The sequence below is a fragment of the Microbispora sp. KK1-11 genome (genome assembly GCF_006874435.1).
Taxonomy (GTDB): domain Bacteria; phylum Actinomycetota; class Actinomycetes; order Streptosporangiales; family Streptosporangiaceae; genus Microbispora; species Microbispora catharanthi.
The window spans coordinates 1-21,647 of sequence record NZ_VIRJ01000043.1; the positions used below are offsets into that span (position 1 = coordinate 1).

Annotated in this window: 22 protein-coding genes and 2 riboswitches; of the genes, 7 read left to right on the plus strand and 15 right to left on the minus strand. The window is 71.0% G+C overall.

Going from position 1 to position 21,647, the window contains the following annotated elements; translation table 11 throughout:
* The 4 genes from FLW16_RS46360 to FLW16_RS38760 form a co-directional block, all read right to left on the minus strand.
* The coding region (locus FLW16_RS46360) for a Clp protease N-terminal domain-containing protein (RefSeq protein WP_139578418.1) at positions 1–125 on the minus strand (125 nt) is incomplete at its 3' end.
* Positions 126–602: 477 nt separating this feature from the next.
* Complete coding sequence (locus tag FLW16_RS38750; protein WP_079319595.1) at positions 603–947, minus strand: Lsr2 family protein; 345 nt, start codon at positions 945–947, stop codon at positions 603–605.
* Positions 948–2,241: 1,294 nt separating this feature from the next.
* Positions 2,242–3,663 (minus strand): RDD family protein, encoded by a 1,422-nt coding sequence (locus FLW16_RS38755; RefSeq protein WP_142565980.1) that lies wholly within the window; start codon positions 3,661–3,663, stop codon positions 2,242–2,244.
* A 137-nt stretch (positions 3,664–3,800) separates the two neighbouring features.
* The gene (locus tag FLW16_RS38760; protein WP_142565981.1) at positions 3,801–4,361 is read right to left on the minus strand and encodes an amino-acid N-acetyltransferase; all 561 of its coding nucleotides are present in this window, start codon (positions 4,359–4,361) and stop codon (positions 3,801–3,803) included.
* Between the two features lie 376 nt (positions 4,362–4,737).
* A riboswitch (cyclic di-AMP (ydaO/yuaA leader) is annotated at positions 4,738–4,907 on the plus strand.
* A 150-nt stretch (positions 4,908–5,057) separates the two neighbouring features.
* Here FLW16_RS38760 and FLW16_RS38765 point away from each other — a divergent pair.
* Positions 5,058–6,017, plus strand: coding sequence for a C40 family peptidase (locus FLW16_RS38765; RefSeq protein ID WP_142565982.1), 960 nt, complete (start codon positions 5,058–5,060; stop codon positions 6,015–6,017).
* 29 nt (positions 6,018–6,046) lie between these two features.
* Here the strand turns inward: FLW16_RS38765 and FLW16_RS38770 are convergent, their stop codons facing one another.
* The gene (locus FLW16_RS38770) at positions 6,047–6,295 is read right to left on the minus strand and encodes a LuxR C-terminal-related transcriptional regulator (RefSeq protein ID WP_142565983.1); all 249 of its coding nucleotides are present in this window, start codon (positions 6,293–6,295) and stop codon (positions 6,047–6,049) included.
* A 72-nt stretch (positions 6,296–6,367) separates the two neighbouring features.
* A complete protein-coding gene (locus tag FLW16_RS38775) occupies positions 6,368–6,778 on the minus strand; it encodes a helix-turn-helix domain-containing protein (protein WP_142565984.1) in 411 nt (136 codons plus the stop codon).
* Positions 6,779–6,875: 97 nt separating this feature from the next.
* On the opposite strand from FLW16_RS38775, the gene FLW16_RS38780 reads away from it, so the two are divergent.
* Complete coding sequence (locus FLW16_RS38780) at positions 6,876–7,799, plus strand: NADP-dependent oxidoreductase (protein WP_142565985.1); 924 nt, start codon at positions 6,876–6,878, stop codon at positions 7,797–7,799.
* A 118-nt stretch (positions 7,800–7,917) separates the two neighbouring features.
* On the opposite strand, the gene lysS is transcribed toward FLW16_RS38780, so the two are convergent.
* The 4 genes from lysS to FLW16_RS38800 form a co-directional block, all read right to left on the minus strand.
* Entirely contained in the window at positions 7,918–9,603 is a 1,686-nt protein-coding gene (lysS, locus tag FLW16_RS38785) for a lysine--tRNA ligase (RefSeq protein WP_142565986.1), read from the minus strand.
* Between the two features lie 59 nt (positions 9,604–9,662).
* The gene (locus FLW16_RS38790; RefSeq protein ID WP_079319601.1) at positions 9,663–10,445 is read right to left on the minus strand and encodes a type III pantothenate kinase; all 783 of its coding nucleotides are present in this window, start codon (positions 10,443–10,445) and stop codon (positions 9,663–9,665) included.
* Positions 10,446–10,452: 7 nt separating this feature from the next.
* A complete protein-coding gene (locus FLW16_RS38795) occupies positions 10,453–12,957 on the minus strand; it encodes an L-aspartate oxidase (RefSeq protein WP_142565987.1) in 2,505 nt (834 codons plus the stop codon).
* Positions 12,958–13,023: 66 nt separating this feature from the next.
* Complete coding sequence (locus FLW16_RS38800) at positions 13,024–13,674, minus strand: TetR/AcrR family transcriptional regulator (RefSeq protein ID WP_142565988.1); 651 nt, start codon at positions 13,672–13,674, stop codon at positions 13,024–13,026.
* Positions 13,675–13,736: 62 nt separating this feature from the next.
* Here FLW16_RS38800 and FLW16_RS38805 point away from each other — a divergent pair, with 62 nt between their 5' ends.
* Positions 13,737–14,399, plus strand: coding sequence for a class I SAM-dependent methyltransferase (locus FLW16_RS38805; RefSeq protein ID WP_142565989.1), 663 nt, complete (start codon positions 13,737–13,739; stop codon positions 14,397–14,399).
* Positions 14,400–14,403: 4 nt separating this feature from the next.
* Here FLW16_RS38805 and panC read toward each other — a convergent pair whose 3' ends face one another.
* Both panC and FLW16_RS38815 read right to left on the minus strand, forming a co-directional pair.
* Positions 14,404–15,258, minus strand: a complete 855-nt coding sequence (panC, locus tag FLW16_RS38810; protein ID WP_142565990.1) for a pantoate--beta-alanine ligase — start codon at positions 15,256–15,258, stop codon at positions 14,404–14,406.
* Complete coding sequence (locus tag FLW16_RS38815; RefSeq protein WP_142565991.1) at positions 15,249–16,139, minus strand: Rossmann-like and DUF2520 domain-containing protein; 891 nt, start codon at positions 16,137–16,139, stop codon at positions 15,249–15,251. The genes panC and FLW16_RS38815 overlap by 10 nt, the downstream gene beginning before the upstream one ends.
* Before the next feature lie 161 nt (positions 16,140–16,300).
* On the opposite strand from FLW16_RS38815, the gene FLW16_RS38820 reads away from it, so the two are divergent.
* Together FLW16_RS38820 and FLW16_RS38825 are read left to right on the plus strand one after the other, a co-directional pair.
* Positions 16,301–17,281: an SAM-dependent methyltransferase gene (locus FLW16_RS38820; RefSeq protein WP_142565992.1), complete on the plus strand. Its 981-nt coding sequence runs from the start codon at positions 16,301–16,303 to the stop codon at positions 17,279–17,281.
* A complete protein-coding gene (locus tag FLW16_RS38825) occupies positions 17,278–17,613 on the plus strand; it encodes an antibiotic biosynthesis monooxygenase (RefSeq protein WP_142565993.1) in 336 nt (111 codons plus the stop codon). The genes FLW16_RS38820 and FLW16_RS38825 overlap by 4 nt, the downstream gene beginning before the upstream one ends.
* Here FLW16_RS38825 and FLW16_RS38830 read toward each other — a convergent pair.
* Complete coding sequence (locus tag FLW16_RS38830; protein WP_221891494.1) at positions 17,593–18,792, minus strand: cytochrome P450; 1,200 nt, start codon at positions 18,790–18,792, stop codon at positions 17,593–17,595. The genes FLW16_RS38825 and FLW16_RS38830 overlap by 21 nt on opposite strands.
* A gap of 76 nt (positions 18,793–18,868) precedes the next feature.
* On the opposite strand from FLW16_RS38830, the gene FLW16_RS38835 reads away from it, so the two are divergent.
* Both FLW16_RS38835 and FLW16_RS38840 read left to right on the plus strand, forming a co-directional pair.
* Positions 18,869–19,546: a pentapeptide repeat-containing protein gene (locus FLW16_RS38835; RefSeq protein ID WP_142565995.1), complete on the plus strand. Its 678-nt coding sequence runs from the start codon at positions 18,869–18,871 to the stop codon at positions 19,544–19,546.
* Between the two features lie 60 nt (positions 19,547–19,606).
* Positions 19,607–19,722: riboswitch (SAM riboswitch) on the plus strand.
* A gap of 50 nt (positions 19,723–19,772) precedes the next feature.
* Positions 19,773–21,044: an aminotransferase class V-fold PLP-dependent enzyme gene (locus tag FLW16_RS38840; protein WP_396687073.1), complete on the plus strand. Its 1,272-nt coding sequence runs from the start codon at positions 19,773–19,775 to the stop codon at positions 21,042–21,044.
* A gap of 43 nt (positions 21,045–21,087) precedes the next feature.
* Here FLW16_RS38840 and FLW16_RS38845 read toward each other — a convergent pair whose 3' ends face one another.
* Both FLW16_RS38845 and FLW16_RS38850 read right to left on the minus strand, forming a co-directional pair.
* The gene (locus FLW16_RS38845) at positions 21,088–21,435 is read right to left on the minus strand and encodes a helix-turn-helix domain-containing protein (RefSeq protein WP_142565997.1); all 348 of its coding nucleotides are present in this window, start codon (positions 21,433–21,435) and stop codon (positions 21,088–21,090) included.
* Positions 21,436–21,437: 2 nt separating this feature from the next.
* Positions 21,438–21,590 (minus strand): hypothetical protein, encoded by a 153-nt coding sequence (locus FLW16_RS38850; RefSeq protein WP_221891495.1) that lies wholly within the window; start codon positions 21,588–21,590, stop codon positions 21,438–21,440.
* Between the last annotated feature and the right edge of the window lie 57 nt (positions 21,591–21,647).

Sequence of the window (21,647 nt, forward strand, 5' to 3'; positions counted from 1 at the left end):
TCACCCTCATGGATCAAGCCAAGAAGAATGTGCTCAGTACCGATGTAGTTGTGGTTGAGCATCCGAGCCTCTTCCTGGGCCAGGACGACAACCCGCCGCGCACGGTCGGTGAACCTCTCGAACATCTCGTCGCTCCTCACAGAGCGGTCAGGCGAGCGCGGGAGATCCGGCCCGTCGTTCCGCATGGTAGCCCCGACCCAGCAAGCCGCTCCTTGGCAGAAGGGTTCCCCAAGCGCAGGGCGTTCATGCTCTATCCAACCCCCTGCTGGGGGTGACATGTTCCCGATACGCCGCAAGCGAACGAGGTTTTAAGGGAGCACAAACACAATCGCGCGGTTATGCGATCGTCAGGTCCTCCGACGACCGCCATAACCGCGCGATCAAGGCGTGAGTTAGGAAGTGCCCCACAGATCTTGCCGTAGCGGGGATCGTCCAGGCGGATGCATCGCAAGGCGGAGGAGGAGCCAATAGCGGAGCTATTGGCACCGGCTCCGGGCCCCGCGTGGATTCCCTGCCTGCGAGGAATCTTCGCGGGTAGGGCGACAACGCAGCGAGGCGCCGCCCGGGCGACCGCAGTAGGCAGAAGATCTAAGGGAGACGACCTAGTGCGCGTCCTCGTACGCTTGGACGATCGAGGCGGCAATGCGGCCGCGCTCGCTCACGGGGTGTCCGTGCGCCTTCGCCCAGGCACGGATCTCCGCGCTCTTCTCGCGCGTCATGGCTCGCTGGCCCCCACCGCCCGCACCACGACGGCGCCCACGGGCCTGCCCGCTGTCCGCGCGCCGCGCGCTGCTGACGAAAGGCGACAGGGCCTCGCGAAGCCGCTTCGCGTTGCCGTCGCTCAGGTCAATCTCATAAGACGTGCCGTCAATCGCGAAGGTGACCGTCTCATTGGCCTCGCCGCCATCGAGATCGTCGATGAGAATCACCTGCGTGTGCTTGGCCATCCGGCAATCCTTTCGCAGCCCATAGTTTGATTCGTCAGCCAAACATATACCCGGTTTCCCCTGGCTGACAATTCATGATTGCGGATTCTCAGGAACCTCTGAGTCCGGTGACTTCTCGCGTGGCTCCCGTGCCGTGCGGAGGCCCGCCGCGTCGGAACGTACCAACTTTACGATGCCGTAGACGACCGCGCCGGCGACGACCACGGAAGGTATCAAGGCGGACAATACCTCTGTCATTCTGCCTCGCTCGTGCCGGGGGTGTCATTAGGTGCACCCGAGGAAATTCCGAGGACGTGGCAAGGCTGCCGGCCTCTTGCCCGGCCGGGCGCCCTGATACGACCATAGCGCCGGGAGGGACCAGGCGCGCCTTCCGGGGTGCCCCTGGAGGGCTGGGGTAATCCTCGTCTCTCCAGCGGCCTTACCGGATGCACTCGAAATCGTACCCAGAATGCCGACCCCGCCGGTCACCGATCCTGGGCCGTCCCGCCGTTTCAGCCGCTTGCGCGCTTCCCCGGCGACGGCGGGCGGCGGGGCCGCATGCCCCTCGGGTTCCGCCGGGGGACGCCGTAGCCGCAGGTGAACGGCTTGCCGACCAGGACGAACAGGCACGGACGGACAAGTGTGAAGCGGCAAACACGCCCTACGGAAAAGGCCGGACCGGGGACGTACGGCCGTTGAAGAGCTCGGCTGAAACGAGGAGCCGTGTCACGACGGCCGGATCTTCACAAGGAGCCCGGCAGCCTTCTCGTACGGCGCGCACGCCTCGCGGGATATACGCGCAAGCAGATCGCCACCGCCCGGAAGCCTCGTAAAAAGAGAGGACCGGCCGGTTCCCTCAAGATCGACGGGCAGGTGGTCTGAAGATCGAAAAAAGGAGCGGGGGCACAATCACGTGGACGGCCCGGGCGGCCGTGGCGTCAGAGTTTCCCACGGCCAAACGATCCCCGCATTCCGCTGGACGTCGTCAGCGGCCGGGTAGAGGGGGTGGGCTTCCGGGACGCCATAAGGCCCTGTGCGGCTCCATACGGTCCCATAAGCGCCCCTGACGGTTCCTTAAGCCGCCCGTGGGCGGATATGACCCGGGGGACGGCGGGGCGGGTCTTAAGGATTGGCGCCGGGGGCGGTCTCGCGGTCATTGGGCACCTCTCGGGACGGTGAACCCAAGCATGGCATGCCCGGGAGGCCCCGCAAGGATTTTCCGTCACAGCCGGGTGAGCGGACGGTGCGGAGGAGCCATAGCGACCCATAGAAAAACGGGGCCGATGGTCCGTTCCATCGGCCCCGTCCGTCGTCGTTACTTGACCTTGACCACCACGGTGTTGGCGACCTTGTCATGCAGCGCCTGATGCAGCGGCTTGTCCCACAACAGCCACAGCACGTTCAGAAGAGAGCCGAGGCTCGCGAGGTAGCTGATAACGGGAATCCACTGCAGGAACTCGAAAACGTAGAGCACGCCGGCGCGCTTGAGCGCGGCGTCCTGGGGAAGCCCGCCCGCGTCGAGAGTGCCGCCGACCGGAACGACCTTGATGCCCATGACTTTCTTACCGAGCGTCTGCCCCTGCGCCCGCAGCATGAGGAATTCGTAGACGACCATGACGAGGCCGCCCAGGATCGACGTGAGCAGTGACGCCAGGAAGTAACCGCTTCCGGGGTTGTAAACCCCGCTCGTGATGTCGACGCTCGCGTTGGTGACGACGATCCCCGTGATCACGAGCGTGATGATCGCGAAGGGAATGCCGACGATCACGCCGTCGATGATGCGGGCGACGAGGCGCTGCCACCACTCCGCGAGCGGCGCCGGGGCGCCGGGCGGAATCGGCCCCGCGGCCCCGTACGGCTGGCCGTAGCCGGGCTGACCATAGCCCTGCTGGCCGTACTGCTGCTGCCCGTAACCGGGCTGCTGACCGTACCCCTGCGGGGAGCCGGACTGGGCGTACTGCTGCTGCCCGTACTGATCCTGGCCGTACTGCTGCTGGCCCTGCTGCTGACCGTAGCCCTGCTGGCCGTACTGCTGCTGCGGGTAACCGGGCTGCTGGCCGTAGCCCTGCTGGTGGCCCTGCTGGGCGCCGTAGCCCTGCTGCGGGCCGGTCTGGCCGTACCCCTGCTGGCCCTGCTGGGGGTAGCCCTGCTGCTGGCCGTAGTCCTGGGGGCCGGTCTGCTGCTGGCCGTAACCGCCCTGGGACGAGGGCTGGCCGTACTGCTGCTGACCCTGCTGGGCGCCGTAGCCCTGCTGGCCGTACTGCTGGTGGCCCTGCTGGGCGCCGTAGCCCTGCTGCGGGCCGGTCTGGCCATAGCCCTGCTGGCCCTGCTGGGGGTATCCCTGCTGCGGGCCGGTCTGGCCGTAACCCTGCTGGCCCTGCGGGGCGCCGTAGCCCTGCTGGCCGTACTGCTGCTGCCCGTAGCCCTGCTGCTGGGCGGCCTCCTGGCCGTATCCCTGCTGCTGCGGGGCCGGCTGCTGGCCGTACCCCTGCTGGCCGTACTGCTGCTGGCCCTGCTGGGCGCCGTAGCCCTGCTGCTGGCCGTAGCCGCCCTGCGCGGGGTCGTAGCCGGGCGGCTGCTGCGGGCCCGTGTGCTGTCCCGAGTGGCGGTAGCTGACGACCGTGACGTCGGGGTCGTAGTCCTGGGGCTGTCTGTCCGTGTTGTACCCGGGGTTCGATGACGGCGGTGGCGTTCCGTCCGACTCGTCCTGGGGGTACGGCGGCTGTCCGGTGCTCACCGTGTCACCTCGTTTCGAAGACGCATGCGCCGAACGTCTGTAGCACACGCTGATATTGCCAAAAGTAGCGACAGGTGTATCAACAGTCACCTTTGCAGCAGTCGACAACCACCGTCAAGATCGGCGATCAATGCCCATCAATGGTGATCAATGCGGTCGAGGTGCAGCAACATCCGGGTGTTCCCCAGCGTGTTCGGCTTGACGTGCTCCAGGTCGAGAAACTCGGCGACACCCTCGTCGTACGACGCGAGCAGTTCCGCGTACACCTCCTGGGAGACCGGGGTGCCCTGGATCGGCCTGAAGCCGTGCCTGGCGAAGAACTCCACCGCGAACGTGAGGCAGAAGACCCTCCGGACGCCGAGGTCCCTGGCGGTCTCGATGAGCGCGCCGACGATCCGATGGCCGACGCCCCCGCCGCGCGCCGCGGGGTCCACCGCGACGGTCCTGATCTCGGCCAGGTCCTCCCACAGCACGTGCAGCGCGCCGCAGCCGACGACCTGCCCGTCCGTCTCGGCCACCCAGAACTCCTGGACGTCCTCGTACAGCGTGACCGTGCTCTTCTTGAGCAGGCGGGGACCGACACCCGAGTACGCGTCGACGAGGCGCCGGATCGCGCGGACGTCCGGCGTCCTGGCCCGGCGCACCGTCACGGCCGTGGCACCCGATTCACTGGATGTCTGCGCGGCGACCTGCTCCATGACCGGCCAGCCTAGCCGGAGCGCGGTCGATCCCACGCGGTCGGCACGGATCGTCCCCATGGATAACGGTCATCCCCAAACGCCATACCCGACAGGAGATTTGACTGTCCGTAGCCGCCAGGATACGGACAGGTGCACGGCCGTAGCCCGAGGCGGACATCCAGGTTCGTCCCACTTTTCCCCGCAGCCCGACCGGCACCTCGAAACTCCCAAATCACTCCATACGCAGGTGAACGCGGACATATCACTACCGCGCCTGTGACCCGGCCGTGATCATTTGGTTGTCAAACGTAGACGGGTTTCGGAGTTCTGGTTGAGCAAGAACTCGCCGTGCACTATCGTCCAGCGACGATGCCGGTCATCGTGGAGCGCTCACGGCGACCGGGCGCCGAATCTTCGGAGCACCGAGTGCGAAGGGGAACCGGGGACCCAACTGCAGGATCAGGATCGGTTCGATCTCAGATCGTCAAGGGGTGAATCCACCAAGGTAGGGCTACTCCGGCCCGAACCCGTCAGCTAACCCGGTAGGCGCTCAGAAGTGCCCCGCCGTACGGCCCCGTCCCGACGACGGACCCGCCGCGGGGCACACGTGGGAGAGGAGCTCGGTTGCGCACGCGTGGAGGACGGCAGGCGGGCAGACACGCCCGCGGCCGACGGTCCGGATCCGGCACGGCCGGTCCGGGTGCCATCCGCCGCTTGGCGTTCGTCGGCGTCGCGATCGGCGCGATCACGTTCGGCGCCCCGGTGGTCCGCGCCACCGCCGACCCCAAGCCGAGCCTCAAGGAGCTCACGGCGCAGGTCGAGAGCCTCTACACCGAGATCGAGACCCTCAGCGAGCAGTACAACGGCGAGCGCGTACGCCTGAAGGCGGCCGAGCGGTCCGCCGACCTCGCCAAGAAGAACCTCGCCAAGAGCGAGGCCGAGCTCGAGGTCCGCCGGCAGAAGGCGAGCGCCCTCGCGCAGCACTCCTACATGACCAACGGGCTCGGCAGGGCGCTCGTGCTCATCGACAGCGACGCCGACCCCCGGCGATACCTGGACCAGGCCTCCACGACGTACGCGCTGGAGCTGCAGGAGAGCCAGGAGGTCGCCGAGGTCACCAAGGCCATGGACGCCGCCGCGCGGGCCAGGGAGAGCGCCTCCGCCCGGCAGGCCGAGGTCAAGAAGCTCCTCAGCGGCCTCGACTCGCGGCGCGACAAGATCACCAAGCTGATCAAGAAGACCGAGAGCAGCCTCTACCGGCAGGTCTCCCAGACGATCGGCAGCGAGACGCGCAGCAGGACGTCGTTCCCCATCATCGGCGACGGCAAGGCCGCCCAGGCGGCGCGCTGGGCCCTCAGGCAGCAGCTCAAGCCTTACGTGTGGGGCGCCGAGGGCCCCGGCTCCTTCGACTGCTCCGGCCTGGTCATGGCGGCCTACCAGTCCGTCGGCATCAGCCTGCCCCACTACACGGGAGACCAGTGGACGGCCGGCACGCACATCCCCCGTGACCAGCTCCGCCCCGGCGACCTGGTGTTCTTCTACTCCGACCTGCACCACGTCGGCATCTACATCGGCAATGGCTACATGATCCACGCGCCGCGCACGGGAGACGTCGTCCACATCGCGAAGATCGCCGGACGGCCGTTCGCGGGAGCGGTGCGGGTCGCGGACTGAGCCCCTCGACCCGCCGTCGAGGGACGCGGTCAGATGAGGCGGCGGCGTGCCGCCCAGGCGACGGCCTCGATCGCGGTCGCGACGCCGATGCGGTCGCAGATGCACCGCAGCCGGCGCCGCACGGTGCGCCCGCTGACGTCGAGACTGCGGCCCACCCTGTCGGCGGTTATGCCCTTGGCCAGCTCCGCGAGGAGAAGCAGATCCTCTTCGGTGAGACCGGCACGATCAAGGTCCGAGGCGAGACTGTCACCTCGGTAGACGACCTCGGGAATACCCATCGTCCGCCCTCCCCACGACGATGATTCGTCGGCCCACCCTTCAGGGAAGGTAAACGCCTCCCCTGAAGGTCGTCAAGGCTCGGAGTCTGAGCACCGGTCGTACGCCTCCCGGGCCGCCTCGACATCCTCCATGTGGATCTCGGCCCAGCGCTTGATCGCCTCCAGCAGCGGCATGAGGTCCTCGCCCAGGGGCGTGAGCCGATAGTCGACCCGGACCGGCACCGCGGGGGTGACCGTGCGGGAGACCAGGCCGTCGCGTTCCATCGTCCGCAGCGTCTGCGTGAGCATCTTCTGACTGACGCCGGCGATCGTCCTCGCCAGCTCGCTGTAGCGGAGCGGGCCGCGGGCGAGCGCGGTGAGCGCCAGGCTCACCCACTTGTCGCTGAGGGTGTCGAGCAGCTTCCGCGACGGGCAGGTCGCGACGTACGCGTTGTAGCGCTGACGCGCCTCCTCGCGCCGCTCGGCCGCCGTCTGAGTGGCCATCGTCTTCCCTTCTCGTCCCTTACGCACTTCCAGGTGCCTTCTTACCGGGAGAGAGTAGCTCTTCATACGCTCCTTGCCATACCGCAAGGAGGAACTGATGAGAGCACTGGTGGCGCGGGACGGCGTCGTACGGGTCGTCGACGTGGCGGAGCCGGAGCCGGGCGCGGGGCAGGTGCGGATCAGAGTCGAGGCGGCGGCGGTGAACCCCGTCGACCTGTTCACGGCCGCGGGCGTCCTCGCCGACAACAGGCTCATGCCGCACCAGGAGACGTACGCGCTCGGATGGGACGTGGCGGGCGTGGTCGATCGGACCGGTCCGGGAGTGACGGGCGTACGTCCGGGGGAGCGGGTCATCGGGCTGTCGGACCGGCTGACGGACCCGCTCAAGGCCCAGGCGGACCTGGTGGTGCTGGACGAGACGGCGGTCGCGCCCGCGCCCGGCGGGGTGGCCGTGCCCGAGGCGTCGACGCTGCCGCTGAACGCGCTCACGGCCGTCCAGGCGCTCGACCTCGCCGGGCTCGCCGAGGGTGAGACCCTGCTCGTCACGGGAGCGGCGGGCGGCCTCGGCGGCTACCTCGTGGAGCTGGCCGTGGCGCGGAGGCTCAGGGTCGCGGCGGTCGCCGCGTCCGGCGACGAGCCGCTGGTGCGGGGCTTCGGCGCGGAGTGGTTCGTGCCGAGGGGCGCCGACCTGGCCGCGGCCGTCAGGGCCGTCGTCCCCGGCGGCGTGCACGGCCTGGTGGACGCGGCGGTCGTCGGCCTGCCCGCGCTGGACGCCGTGCGCAACGGGGGCGCGTTCGTCGCCGTCGGCGCCGGACAGGCCCCCATCCCGCTGCGCGGCATCCGGGTCTCGACGGTGTTCGTCCGCGCCGACGCGGCCCAGCTCCGCGACGTCGCGAAGCTGGCCGAGGCGGGACGGCTGAGCATGCGGGTCGCCGGCACCTACTCACTGGAGCGGGCGGCCGAGGCGCACGAACGCCTGCGGAAGGGCGGCCTGCGCGGCCGGCTGGTCCTGCTGCCCTGAATCACCCGGCCTGAACACTCGGCCTGAATCACTCGGCCTGAATCACTCACCCCGGCGAACGGCCGCGGGCCGGACGGCCATGCCGTCCGGCCCGCTCACAGGGAATCAGCCGCCGGGATCAGGCGCGACCGAGCAGCTCGCGCACCCGGTCGCGGCCCACGGCCAGCAGCAGCGTGGGCAGCCGCGGGCCGGTGTCGCGGCCGACGAGCAGCCGGTAGAGCAGGGCGAAGAAGGCGCGCTGCGCGGCCTTCAGCTCCGGCGTGGCCGCCTTGGCGTCCATGTCGAGCCCGGCCTGCACCTTCGGCACGCCGTAGACGAGCGTGGTCAGCCCGTCGAGCGACCAGTGCTCGTCGAGGCCCTCCACCAGCAGGCGCAGCGACTCCCGGTCCTGCTCGGCGAGCGTGTCGAGCAGTTCCTTGTCGGGCGTCTCGCGCACCTGCGTGCGCTCCTCCGCGGGCACGTACGTGTTCACCCAGTGCTGGGCGCGGTCGAGCCGCGGCCGCAGCTCGTCCAGCCCGCCGATCTCCGGGTCGAACGCGCGCAGGATGCGCAGCGTCTGCTCCTCGTGCCCGGTGGCGATGTCCACGACCGAGGCGAGCGTCCGGTAGGGCAGCCGCCGCGGCGTCTCCGGCAGGACCCGGGAGGCCGTGCTCGACGCGCGGCGGTAGGCCGACTGGTCGGCCGGCAGCGCCGTGCCGTCCTGCACCTTCCTGGTCAGCGTGTCCCACTCGTCGTACATCCGCTGGATCTCCTGGTCGAAGGAGACCTTGAACGACTGGTTGGGACGGCGGCGGGCGTACAGCCAGCGCAGCAGCGCGGGCTCCATGATCGACAGAGCGTCGGCCGGAGTCGGCACGCCGCCCTTGGAGCTGCTCATCTTGGCCATGCCGCTGATGCCGACGAAGGCGTACATCGGCCCGATCGGCTGCGGGGCGTCGAACACCTCGCGGACGATCTGGCCGCCGACGACGAACGACGAGCCCGGCGAGCTGTGGTCCACGCCCGACGGCTCGAAGACCACGCCCTCGTAGGCCCAGCGCATCGGCCAGTCGACCTTCCACACCAGCTTGCCGCGGGTGTGCTCGGACAGCAGGACGGTCTCACTGTGGCCGCACACGCAGGTGTAGGACATCGCGGTGGTCTCGTCGTCGTACGACGTGACCGTGGTCAGGTCGCGGTCGCAGGCCGAGCAGTAGGGCTTGTAGGGGTAGTAGCCCCCGGCGCCGGAGCCGTCGTCCTCGTTCGCGGCCCCCGAGCCCTCCAGGGCGGCGGCCTCGTCGGCGTCCGTGACCTCCTTGGCCTTGGCCTTCTTGGTGCGGTACTGGTCGAGGATCGCGTCGATCCTCCGCCGCTCGCGCATGGCGAGCAGCACCTGCTCCCGGTAGGCCCCCGAGGTGTACATCTGCGTCTGGCTGATGCCGTGGAACTCCACGCCGAGCTCGTTGAGCGCGGCGATCATCGGCGCCTTGAAGTGCTCGGCCCAGTTCGGGTACTCGCTGCCGGGCGGGGCCGGGACGGTGGTCAGCGGCTTGCCGATGTGCTCGTTCCAGGCGGGGTCGATGCCCACCGGAACCTTCCGGAAGCGGTCGAAGTCGTCCCACGAGATGATGTGCACGCACTCGTAGCCGCGGCGCCTGATCTCGTCGGCCACCAGGTGCGGGGTCATGACCTCGCGCAGGTTGCCCAGGTGGATCGGGCCGGACGGGCTGAGGCCGGACGCGCAGACGACGGGTTTGCCCGGTGCGCGCCGTTCAGCCTCGGCGATGACCTCATCGGCGAAACGCGCCACCCAGTCGGCGTCCATCACGTCAGTCCTCTCTGAACGGGATCCTGCCTTCTATGGTCCCGTACGCGAGGGAGTCGTCAGGACGCGTTCCGGGCGTAGACCAGCCGCAGGCCGATCAGCGTGAGCCAGGGCTCGTGCACGTCGATCGTACGGGCCTCGCCGATGACGAGCGGCGCACCTGTGCCCGTGGCGACCACGGTGACGTCGTCGGGGTCGGAGGCCAGCTCGGCCGTCATGCGGTCCACGATGCCGTCGACCAGGCCCGCGAAGCCGTAGATGATGCCCGACTGGAGCGCCTCCACGGTGTTCTTGGCGATCACCGACCGCGGCCGGACCAGCTCCACCTTGTGGAGCTGGGCCCCGGCCGTGGCCAGCGCGTCCACCGAGATCTCCAGGCCGGGCGCGGTCACCGCGCCGACGTACTCGCCCCGGGCCGAGACGGCGTCGAACGAGGTGGCCGTGCCGAAGTCCACGATCACGCACGGCCCGCCGTACAGGGTGGTGGCGGCGAGCGCGTTCACGATGCGGTCGCTGCCGACCTCCTTCGGGTTGTCCATCCGGACCGGGACGCCGGTGCGGACGCCCGGCTCGACGACCACCGCCGTGACGTCGCCGTAGTAGCGCCGGGACATCTCCCGCATCTCGTTGAGCACCGACGGGACCGTGGAGCAGATCGCGATGCCGCTGATGTCGGCGTCCTTGAGCAGCGGCGACTGCCCGAGCAGACCCTGGAGCACCACCGCGATCTCGTCCGCCGTACGGCGGGGGTCGGTGGCGATCCGCCAGTGCTCGATCACCTCTTCACCCTCGAACAGGCCCAGCACCGTGTGGGTATTGCTGACGTCGATGGTGAGCAGCATTCCCTGATTATGCCTCACGAAGATCTAGACCAAGGTCGAGTGCCGGGGCCGAGTGCGTGAGCGCGCCGACGGCCAGGTAGTCGACCCCGGTCTCGGCGACGGCGCGGGCCGCGTCCAGGGTCAGCCCGCCGCTCGACTCCAGCCGCGCCCGCCCTGCCACCAGCCGTACGGCCTCGGCGAGCTGGTCCACGGTGAAGTTGTCGAGCAGGATCTCGTCGGCGCCCTCGGCCAGGACCGGCTCGATCTGGTCGATCCTGTCCACCTCGACCTCGATCGGCAGGCCGGGGAAGGCCTGCCGTACGGCGCGGAACGCCTCGGCGACGCCTCCGGCCGCGACGACGTGGTTGTCCTTGATCAGGGCGGCGTCGTGCAGGCCCATCCGGTGGTTGACCCCGCCGCCGGCCCGGACGGCGTACTTCTCCAGGGCGCGCAGCCCGGGCAGGGTCTTGCGGCTGTCGCGGATGCGGGCGCCGGTGCCCTCGACGGCGTCCACCCAGCGGCGGGTCTGGGTGGCGATGCCGGACAGGTGGGTGAGGAAGTTGAGCGCGGTGCGCTCCATCGTGAGCAGGTCCCTGGTCGCGCCCCGCACGGTCATCACCACGTCGCCGGGGCGCACGCGGTCGCCGTCGTCGGCGTGCCGCTCGACCTCCACCGGCCCGGCGGCCTGGCGGAAGACGGTCTCGGCCACGGCCAGGCCGGCGACCACGCCCTCCTTGCGGGCCACCACGTCGGCGACGGCCCGCTGGTCGGCGGGGATGGTGGCGACCGAGGTCACGTCCTGTCCCCCGGCCAGGTCCTCCTCCAGCGCGGCGCGGACGAGACCGAGCACGGCGTCCGGGTCGAGGCCGGTCTTCTCCAGCTCGGTCCGCAGTTCCTCGTGAGGCGTGTACGTCAAGGTCAGTCCCTCCGCCGTCAGGGCGATGTCGATGTGCGCCCGCCAGCGGGCGTCGTCGCGGTCGGGGTGGTCCTCCCGCCAGTGGGAGCCGCGGGTCTCCTCGCGCACGGCCGCCGCGGCGACCAGCGCGGAGGCCACCGTGAGGAGGTTGGTCGCCTCCCACGACTCGGTGCAGGGCTCGACCGCGACCGGCGTCCAGCGGGCGTCGGAGAGCGCGCGGGCGACCTGCGCGAGGCTCCGGTCGCTGCGCAGCACCCCGGCGCCCCGGCTCATGTGGCTCTGGATCCTCGCTCGCGTACGCGGGTCCACCAGGCCCTCGGGCCGGTCGTCGGCCGGGACGGGCTCGCGCGGCGTGAGTTCGCGGGCCACCAGATCGGCGGCGATGCGCTCGCCGTAGACGAGCCCTTCGAGCAGGGAGTTGGAGGCCAGCCGGTTGGCGCCGTGCACGCCCGTGCAGGCCACCTCTCCGCAGGCGTACAGGCCGGGCACGCTGGTCCTGCCGTACAGGTCGGTGCGCACGCCGCCGCTCGCGTAGTGGGCGGCGGGGGCGACGGGGATGGGCTCGGTGACGGGGTCGATGCCGTGCTCGCGGCAGACGGCGAGGATCGTGGGGAACCTGGAGCGCCACTTCTCCTCGCCGAAGTGGGTGGCGTCGAGGTAGACGTGGTCGGCGCCGGTCCGCGCCATCTGGCGCATGATCGCCTTGGCGACCACGTCACGGGGTGCGAGGTCGGCCAGCTCGTGCACGCCCTGCATGAAGCGCTCGCCGTTCGAGTCGATCAGCACCGCGCCCTCGCCGCGCACGGCCTCGGAGACGAGGGGCTGCTGGCCGGTCGAACCCTCCCCCAGCCACAGGACCGTGGGGTGGAACTGCACGAACTCGATGTCCCTGACCACCGCGCCGGCCCGCAGAGCGAGCGCCACGCCGTCTCCGGTGGACACCACGGGGTTGGTGGTGGCCGCGTAGACCTGGCCCATGCCGCCGCTGGCCAGCACCACGGCCCCGGCCCGTACGGCGCCGACGCCGTCACGGGCGCCCTCCCCCATCACGTGGAGCGTGACCCCGCAGGCGCGGCCCTCGGCGTCGAGGAGGAGGTCGAGGGCGAGGGCATGCTCGATGACCTCGATGCGGGGCTCGGCCAGCACCGCCTCTGCCAGGGCCCGCTGCACCTCGGCGCCGGTCGCGTCGCCGCCGGCGTGGACGATCCGGTTGCGGTGGTGGCCGCCCTCGCGGGTGAGCTGGAGCTCGCCGTCGGTGTCGCGGTCGAACTCGGCGCCGTGGCTCATGAGCCGCTTCAGCGCGTCGGGGCCCTCGGTGACCAGGACGCGCACGGCCTCCTCGTCGCACAGGCCGACCCCGGCGACGAGCGTGTCCCTCAGGTGCTCGTCGGGGGTGTCCTCGGGGTCGAGGACGGCGGCGATGCCGCCCTGGGCCCACCGGGTGGACCCGGCCGACAACACGTCCTTGGTGACCACGAGCACCCGCGCCCGGGGGTCGAGTTCGACGTGGCGCAGCGCCACGGTGAGGCCGGCGATGCCGGACCCGATCACGACCGCGTCGGCCTCGACGGTCCAGCCGGGTGCGGGGGCGGTGAGTCTGCGTGCGAGCGCCACCATGAGGGGATCCCCTTTCGTCATAATGACGATAACGCTCCCCCGGCGATGGTGCCGCCCCGGCCCCTCCTACAAGGGGCACGCCGCGGGGTCGGTGCACAACTGGGCGGCCAGAGTGGCGTAGGCCCATTCCTCCCACCGGTCCGGCGACCAGCCGCGGTCCTGGACGAAGAGCAGGTACAGCTGCGGGCTGAGCAGGCAGAACAGCAGATCCGCCGCCGTCGCGACGGAGACGTCGGGGCGGGCGCCGGGTTTGCCCGCCAGCGCCTGGGCCGCGGCGTGCTGCACGACGTAGCGCGGATCGGGGCCGTCGGGCCATTGCGCGGCGATCTGGGGGTCGGCGGCCCCGGCGGACTCGATCATCGGCATGATCGGGGCGACCCGGCGGAGGATCTCACTCGTGCCGCGCACGTGCGCGCGCAACTGGCCGGCCGCGGTGGGCTCGGCGCACGCGGCGCGGAACCATTCCCTGTCCATGATCGCCACCGGCTCGGTGTCGCCGGCGATGGACGTGTCGACCACGTCCTTGAACAGCGTGCGCTTGTTGCCGAAGACGAAGTAGACCGTCTGGACCGCCACGCCCGCCCGGTCGGCGACCTCCTGCAGGCTCGTCGCCCCGTAGCCCTGCCCGACGAACAGCTCCCGCGCCGCCTGAATGACCTTCTCCCGGGTGCGGCGTGAGCGCTCGGCCCGTTTGTCCGGCCGCTTGACGGTGTCCATGGCGTGAGTATATCTCTAGAGTTCGTCACTAGAGTTCAACTCTAAGAATCTGGAGCCGATCCATGGACAAGCCGAACACTGCGGACGCGGGCACCGAACGGGACGAGGAGGAGGCCGTACGCCGAGCGCTCGAGGAGTACTACCGGTCCGGCAAGCCGCCGTGGGACAGCGGCGTGACGCCGCCCGAGCTGGTCGCCCTGATAGAGGGGCGCGGAGAAGAGGACGGCGCGCTGCCGCCCGGCCGCGCCCTGGAACTCGGCTGCGGCACCGGAACCAACGCCGTCTATCTGGCCCGCCACGGCTGGGAGGTCGTGGCCGTCGACCTGGTCGACCGCGCGATCGAGCAGGCCCGGGAGAAGGCCGACGCGGCGGGGGTGGCCGTACGGCTGCTGCACGGAGACGCCACCAGGCTCGACGAGCTGGACGCGCCCGGCCCCTACGACCTGTTCTTCGACCTGAGCTGCTACTGCGGGGTTCCGCTGCACCGCCGCGACGCCTACGCCGCCGGGCTCACCCGCCGCGCCGCTCCCGGAGCACGGTTACTGATGTTCGGGTACGGCCCCGAGCCGCTCGGCAATCCGATCCCCGAGGTCACGTCGTGGGCGGCGGGCGTCACGGCCGACGAGCTGCGTGCCAGGTTCGCCGGCTGGGAGCTGGTCGACGTCACGCCCGGGACGAACCCGTTCCCCACCTTCTGGTTCACGCTGCGGGCCGGAGGAGCCTGAGCCGCTACAGCGTCAGCACGACGTTGTCGATGAGGCGGGTGGTGCCCACCTTCGCGGCCACCGCAAGGATCGCCTCGCCGCGGTGGTCCTCGCCGACCGGCGCGAACGTCGCCGGGTCGGCCAGGACCAGGTAGTCGAGCAGCAGCGGCGGGTCGAAGCGGGCGGCCTCCTCCAGCACGGCCCGCGCGGCGTCGAGGATCCCGGCAGGCCCGGCTGTCTGGGCCCGCGCCGCGCCGGCCCGCAGGGCCCGCGACAGCGCGAGCGCGGTACGGCGGTCGGCCGCGGACAGATACCTGTTGCGGCTCGACAGCGCGAGGCCGTCCGGCTCCCGCACGGTCGGGGCGCCGACGATCGACACCGGGACGTCGAGGTCGGCCACCATCCGCCGGATCAGCGCGAGCTGCTGGGCGTCCTTCTGCCCGAAGACCGCGACGTCCGGCCGCACCAGGTTGAACAGCTTGAGCACCACGGTCAGCACGCCGTCGAAGTGGCCGGGCCGGAAGGCGCCCTCGACCACCCCGCCCATGCCGCCGGCCGAGACCTCCACCTGGCGGTCCGGCAGGTACATGTCGTCGGCCGAGGGCGCGAAGACCACGCCCACGCCCTCCTCCTCGCACACCCGGAGGTCGGCGTCGAACGTACGGGGATAGCGGGAGAAGTCCTCGTTGGGGCCGAACTGCAGGGGGTTGACGAACACGCTCACCACCACGTGGTCGGCGTGCTCGCGCGCCAGCCGCATCAGCGACCGGTGGCCCTCGTGGAGCGCCCCCATCGTGGGGACCAGGGCGATCCTCCCGGGGCCGAGCACGTCCCTCGCCTTGTCGAGGGCGGCGCGGTCGGCGGCGACGGTCAGGTCCATATGTTCCCTCCCAGGGCGTCCAGAAGGCGTTCGGCCGCCTCCGGCTTGAGCAGGCCCGCCGCGAGCGCCCGGTCGGCGGTGAGCCTCGCGAGGGCGACGTACGCGTCCGCGGCCTCGGGGGCGGCCAGGATGAGCGCGTCGACGTGCTTGCGCACGGTGCCCGCGTCGCCGCGCACCACCGGCCCGGTGAGCCCGCTGATGCCGAGACGCAGCACGTTGTCGAGTGCCGCGCTCAGCAGGGGGCCGAGCATCCGGCCCGGATGCTCCACGCCGATCTTCGCGAGCAGTTCCTGCGACTCGGCGACGAGCGTCACCATGTGGTTCGCGGCACCGGCCAGGGCGGCGTGGTAGAGCGGCCGGTCCCGGTCGGCGATCCACACCGGCTCGCCGCCCATCTCGATCACCAGCGCCTCGGCCACCGGCCGCAGCAGGTCGGGCGCCGTGACGCCGAACGAGCAACCGTTGAGCCGGGTCAGGTCGTCGCTCCTGCCGGTGAACGTCATCACGGGGTGCAGCGCGAGCGGCAGCGCCCCCGCCTCGGCCGCGGGGTCGAGCACGCCCAGGCCGTACGCGCCGCTGGCGTGCACGAGCAGCTTGCCGCGCAGGTCGGCGCCGGTGGCGGCGAGGCCGGAGACGAGACCGGGCAGCACGTCGTCCGGCACGGTCAGCAGCACGAGCTCGGACCGGGCGATCACCTCGTCCGGCCTGCTGAGCGTCAGGCCGAGGCGGTCGGTGGCCCGCCGCGCCGACGCGTCGGACACGCCGCTTGCCGCCACCACCCGATGACCCGCGAGCATGAGCGCGGCTCCGAGCACGGAACCGACCCGTCCCGCGCCGAGCACTCCTACGGCGAGCCGCGCCGGGCGGTCACTTGTGTCCATGACGCCTCCCCTCGGTTCAGCGTAGCGGCGGCGCTCCCGCCGGCCCGGGCGTGGCCCAACGGTCCGATTTTGTCCCGTTTCTCACGGGCCTATGTTGAGCCATAAGTACGAAAGTGACTACTTTTCGTCACGGCCCCGGCGTGTCGGTAACCTAAAGCGCCGTGGAGGTCACCTGGCGGGAGGCCATGCGGCGGGCGCTCTACGGCGCGGAGGGCTTCTATCTGCGGGAGCGCCCCGACCGGCATTTCCGCACGTCGGTGCATGCCTCGCCGGTCTTCGCCGAGGCGGTGCTGCGCCTGCTCCTGCGGGTCGACGCCGCCCTCGGGCGGCCCGGCCCGGTCGATCTCGTGGACATGGGCAGCGGCAACGGCCTGCTGGCCGCCCGGGTGTCGGCCGCCGCGCCGCCGGACCTCGCGGAGCGGCTGCGGATCACCGCCGTCGACCTGTCCCCCCGGCCCGGCGATCTCGACCCGCGCGTCGCATGGGAGCCGGAGGCGCCGTACGGGATCAGCGGCCTGGTGATCGCCAACGAGTGGCTGGACAACGTGCCGCTCGACATCGCCGAGATGACGCCGGACGGCCCTCGCCTGGTGCTCGTGGACACCTCGACCGGCGAGGAACGGCTCGGGCCCGCTCCCGGCCCGGAGGACCTGGCCTGGCTTGAGCGCTGGTGGCCGCTGCGCGCACCGGGGGAACGCGCCGAGATCGGCCGCCCGCGCGACGAGGCGTGGGCCTCGTTGATCACGCGGCTGGCGCGCGGCACGGCGGTCGCCGTGGACTACGGCCATCTGGCCGGGCGACGACCCCCGCTCGGCACGGTCGCCGGATATCGCGACGGCTCGGTGGTGCCGCCGACGCCGGACGGGTCGTGCGACATCACCGCCCACGTCGCGCTGGACGCCTGCGCGGCGGCCGGCGAGCGGGCGGGCGCGGAGGCGACCACGCTCACCACGCAGCGGGAGGCGCTGCGGGACCTGGGGGTCACCGGCGCCCGCCCGCCGCTCTCACTGGCGTCCGCCGATCCCCTCGGGTACGTACGCGCGCTCGGCCGGGCCTCCCAGGAGGCGGAGCTGATCGACCCGGCCGGTCTCGGCGGCTTCGGCTGGCTCAGCCAGTCACGACATCGAGAGGAGAGATCTTGATCGCGAGAATCTGGCGCGCGAGCGCCACTCCGGAGGGCGCGGACGGCTACGAGCGGCATTTCACCGCGTCGGTCCTGCCCTCCCTGCGCGTCGTGGACGGGCACCGTGGCGCGTACCTGCTGCGGCGGGACGCCGCCGACGGGCGGGTGGAAATCCAGGTCATGACGCTGTGGGACTCGATGGACGCGATCCGCCGCTTCGCCGGGGACGACCCCGGCACGGCCGTCGTCGAGCCCGCGGCCCGGGCCGTCCTGCTCGGCTACGACACCACGGTCACCCACCACACCGTCACCCACCACACGGGCGGCGTGTCAGACGGTGACCTTCAGTGACTCCAGGCCGCGCATGATGTAGCTGGGCTTCCAGGCGGGCTCCTCGGCGAGCTCCAGCTTGGGCGCGAGCCGCAGCAGGGCGCCGAACGACTCCGCCATCTCGACCCGCGCGAGCGGCGCGCCGAGGCAGAAGTGGATGCCGGCGCCGAACGAGATGTGCGGGTTGTCCGCCCGGCCGATGTCGAGACGGTCGGGGTCGGCGAAGACCTCGGGGTCGCGGTTGGCCGAGCCGAACAGCAGCGCGATCTCCACGCCCCGGGGGATCGTCACCCCGCCGACCTCGATGTCCTCAAGCACCCACCGCTCGAACATCTGCGCCGGGGTGTCGTAGCGCAGCAGTTCCTCGACCGCCGTCGGCATCAGGCCGGGGTCGGCGCGCAGCCGCTCCAGCTCACCGGGGTTGCGGAAAAGCGCCCACCACCCGCTGCCGGTGGCGTTGACCGTGGCCTCGTGCCCGGCGTTGAGCAGCAGCACGCAGGTGCCGATCAGCTCGTCCTCGGTCAGCCGGTCGCCGTCGTCGACCACCTGGGCCAGCGCCGAGATCATGTCGTCGCCCGGCCGCTCCCTGCGTGCCCTGGCCAGCTCGCGCAGGTAGCCGGCGAACTCCGTCGCCGCGCGTACGGCCGTGTGCTGGACCTCCAGCGAGGGGCTCAGCTCATACATCCCGCAGATGTCGGCCGACCAGGGGCGCAGCAGGTGGCGGTCGGCCTCGGGCACGCCGAGCATCTCGGCGATCACGGTGACCGGCAGGGGCTCGGCCACCTCGGCCAGCAGGTCGCCGCCGCCGCGCTCGACCAGCCCCTCGGTCAGCTCGGTCGCGATCTTCCGTACGCGGGGGCGCAGCGACTCGACCATGCGCGGCGTGAACGCCTTGGACACCAGGCGGCGCAGTCGCGTGTGGACCGGCGGCTCGACGTCGAGCATCCCGGCCCGGATCACCCGCCAGAACGGTTCCTGGAACTCCGGCTCGGGCTCGCGGCCGAACGCCTCATGCGTCGCCACGTGCAGGTAGGACCGGCCGAGACGCCGGTCGCGCAGCAGCGCGTTCACATCCGCGTGGCGGGCGATCAGCCACTGCCCTGTCGGCTCGAAGAAGCTGACCGGATCGTTGTCGCGCAGGTCGCGGTAGGCGTCATAGGGGTACGCGATGAACTCGGCATTCCAGGGATCAAACTTCACAATGGACAACAATACGGATGAAAGGCCTCGCCTGGGAGTACGGGCGTGGGGGTCCGTCATGGCGTAGGTTGGGGCGATGCCGAAGCGCCGCGAACAGCATCGCAGGGAACCCCGCGAACTCGGCGAGTTGCCCTATGCCGATCACCTCGAACCGTTCGAGGGCCGGCTCGCTCGGGGCGGCGACTACGACACGGTCCTGTTCGACGGCCGGGAGTTCGAGGACGCCGAGGCGTCCAACTCCCGGTTCATGGAGTCGGCGTTCACCTCGGTGACGTTCGCCGGCGGCCGATATCGGCGCGCCCGGTTCTCCGACGTGTGGCTGAACGGCGTGCGCTGGGTGGGCGGCGACCTCACCGAGTCCGTCTGGGCGGATGCGGAGATCATCATGAGCGCCCCGGCCGGCACGGCGCTGCCCGGCGCCGAGATGAACCATGTGCTCTTCCATCGGTGCAAGCTCGACTCGGTCAACCTCCGCGCGGCCGACCTGCGGGAGGTCACGTTCGTCGAGTGCACGCTGCGCGACGTGGACTTCGCGGGCGCCACGCTGACCGGCGTCGCCTTCCCCGGCTCCACGCTGGAACGGGTGCGGTTCGACAAGGCGCGCATGTCCCGGGTCGACCTGCGCGGCGCCGTGTCGCTGGGCATCTCCGACGGCTACGACGCGCTGCGCGGCGCGACCATCAGCGGCGTCCAGCTGATGGAACTCGCGCCGATGTTCGCCCACATCCTGGGCGTGACGGTCGACAACGACTGACTTCGCATGGGTCGCCCGCACTTGCGGGCGGAGGGCGGTGTCGGGTTATAGTGCCGTCCAGGTCATGAGTGCCAGCGTCAAGCCCCGGCTTGCTGGCCGGCAACCCTCGCGCTCGCGGCGGGGTGCCCCGGGTGAGGACCGGGTCCGGCACGAGGTGTGCCGGGCAAGCGCGGGCTCCGACTTCCGATGCCATGGCCGGGGTCCCCAACCCCGAGGAGGCATGGCGTTGTCCGCACTCACCTTCGTCCAGCAGGCCGTCACCCGCATCTCCGAGCCCGTGCGCCTACCGGCTGTCGTGGGCGCCGGCCTGGAGGTGCCCGTCAGGGGCGGCAGGCTCGTGCCGTACGCGAACCTCGATTACGCGGCGAGCGCGCCCTGTCTCGAGCCGGTGAACGCCGCCGTCGCGGCGGCGCTGCCGGCCTACTCCAGCGTCCACCGGGGTGCGGGCTACGCCTCGCAGCTCACGACGGCCAGGTATGAGCAGGCCAGGCACACCGTGCGGGCCTTCGTCGGCGCCCGCCCCGGCGACGCGCTGATCTTCGTGCGCAACACGACCGACGCCACGAACCTGCTGGCCCGCAGCCTCCCCGAGGGCACCACCGTCGTCGTGTTCGAGACCGAGCACCACGCCTCGCTGCTGCCCTGGCCGAACGCCGTACGGCTCGCCCCGCCCGCCTTTCCCGGCGAGGCGATCAGGGCGGCCGACGAGGCGCTGGCCGCGGTCGAGGGCCCGGCCCTGCTCGTCGTGACCGCCGCCTCCAACGTGACGGGCGAGCTGTGGCCGATCGCCGGGCTGGCCCACATCGCCCACCGGCACGGCGCACGGATCGCCGTGGACGCCGCCCAGCTCGTCCCCCACCGCGAGCTCAACCTCGCCGCGCTCGACCTCGACTACGTGGCCTTCTCCGGGCACAAGCTCTACGCCCCGTTCGGCGCCGGGGTGCTCGTGGGCCGCCCCGACTGGCTCGCCGACGCCGATCCGTACCTGCGCGGCGGCGGAGCCGTACAGGCGGTGGGCGAGACCACCGAGTGGAGCGACGACCCCGAGACGCGGCACGAGGCGGGCACCCCAAACGTGCTCGGCGCGATCGCGCTCGCCGCCGCCTGCGACGCGCTGACCGCGACCGGCTGGACCGCGCTGGTGCGGGAGGAGGAGCGGCTGCTCGCCCGCCTGCGCGCCGGGCTCGCCACGATCCCCGGCGTACGCGAGCTGTCGCTGTGGGGCCAGGACCACCCGCGCGTCGGCATCGTGTCGTTCACCGTCGAGGGCCGTACGGCCCGCGAGGTCGCCGAGACGCTGTCGTCCGAATGGGGCATCGGCGTCAGGGACGGCAAGTTCTGCGCCCATCCGTTCGTCCGCCACCTCCTCGGCGGCGGGGAGGACGGCGGCTGCGCGGACGGCACGTTCAGCGCCGTACGCGCCTCGGTCGGCATCGGCACGACCACCGAACACGTCGACCGCCTCGTCGAGGCCCTACGCGAAATCGCCACCGCCTGAAGACGGAAGGTCAGCCTGGGGGTCTCGTCCAAGAGGTCCCCGATCAAGCGGCATCCGTCGACTTCTCGCTGACCGGCAAGCGCAGCGTCCGATCGCCGAAGTCGACGACCAGGTCCAAGCGGGCCCCGAGCGCCTCTACATAGCGAGCGATGACGTCGAGGGATGTGACCTCTCCATGCTCGATCTGTGAGACCCGGGCAACGCTCAGACCCATGACAGCCGCGACGTCCCTCTGGCCGAGCCCAAGTTGCTTTCGTGCCTCGGCGAGCTGATGACCGCGCGCCTCGGCAAGAAGCTTCCTGGCGCCCTGCTCGATCACGGAAGGGGAGACGCCGGCCTCGTGCACTTCCCGCTCGAGGTCGGCCCAATCCCCCGGCGCCCTCTTCGGCATGATCACTCCTCTTCGTCGCTGGTGTAGTCGAGGCCTACCAACGTCGGCCCTTCCTCCCGCAGAGCGGCGACGGCCTGAGCAACCTGGATCGCCGAGTCGAGATCCTCCTTGAGCAGCGTCCTGAACCAGGCGGCGTACTCATCTGTGACCTTCACCGTCCACCCAAGAGTGCCCTCCCGAAATCAAGGCTAGCCTTAAGTCGGACAGCAGGC

Excerpts from the sequence above, each read along its gene's own strand:
- FLW16_RS38750 (WP_079319595.1), bottom strand. The coding sequence starts at position 947 with ATGGCCAAGCACACGCAGGTGATTCTCATCGACGATCTCGATGGCGGC.
- FLW16_RS38760 (WP_142565981.1), bottom strand. The coding sequence starts at position 4,361 with ATGGAGCAGGTCGCCGCGCAGACATCCAGTGAATCGGGTGCCACGGCC.
- FLW16_RS38770 (WP_142565983.1), bottom strand. The coding sequence starts at position 6,295 with ATGGGTATTCCCGAGGTCGTCTACCGAGGTGACAGTCTCGCCTCGGAC.
- FLW16_RS38775 (WP_142565984.1), bottom strand. The coding sequence starts at position 6,778 with ATGGCCACTCAGACGGCGGCCGAGCGGCGCGAGGAGGCGCGTCAGCGC.
- FLW16_RS38780 (WP_142565985.1), top strand. The coding sequence starts at position 6,876 with ATGAGAGCACTGGTGGCGCGGGACGGCGTCGTACGGGTCGTCGACGTG.
- lysS (WP_142565986.1), bottom strand. The coding sequence starts at position 9,603 with ATGGACGCCGACTGGGTGGCGCGTTTCGCCGATGAGGTCATCGCCGAG.
- FLW16_RS38790 (WP_079319601.1), bottom strand. The coding sequence starts at position 10,445 with ATGCTGCTCACCATCGACGTCAGCAATACCCACACGGTGCTGGGCCTG.
- FLW16_RS38795 (WP_142565987.1), bottom strand. The coding sequence starts at position 12,957 with ATGGTGGCGCTCGCACGCAGACTCACCGCCCCCGCACCCGGCTGGACC.
- FLW16_RS38800 (WP_142565988.1), bottom strand. The coding sequence starts at position 13,674 with ATGGACACCGTCAAGCGGCCGGACAAACGGGCCGAGCGCTCACGCCGC.
- FLW16_RS38805 (WP_142565989.1), top strand. The coding sequence starts at position 13,737 with ATGGACAAGCCGAACACTGCGGACGCGGGCACCGAACGGGACGAGGAG.
- panC (WP_142565990.1), bottom strand. The coding sequence starts at position 15,258 with ATGGACCTGACCGTCGCCGCCGACCGCGCCGCCCTCGACAAGGCGAGG.
- FLW16_RS38815 (WP_142565991.1), bottom strand. The coding sequence starts at position 16,139 with ATGGACACAAGTGACCGCCCGGCGCGGCTCGCCGTAGGAGTGCTCGGC.
- FLW16_RS38835 (WP_142565995.1), top strand. The coding sequence starts at position 18,869 with ATGCCGAAGCGCCGCGAACAGCATCGCAGGGAACCCCGCGAACTCGGC.
- FLW16_RS38845 (WP_142565997.1), bottom strand. The coding sequence starts at position 21,435 with ATGCCGAAGAGGGCGCCGGGGGATTGGGCCGACCTCGAGCGGGAAGTG.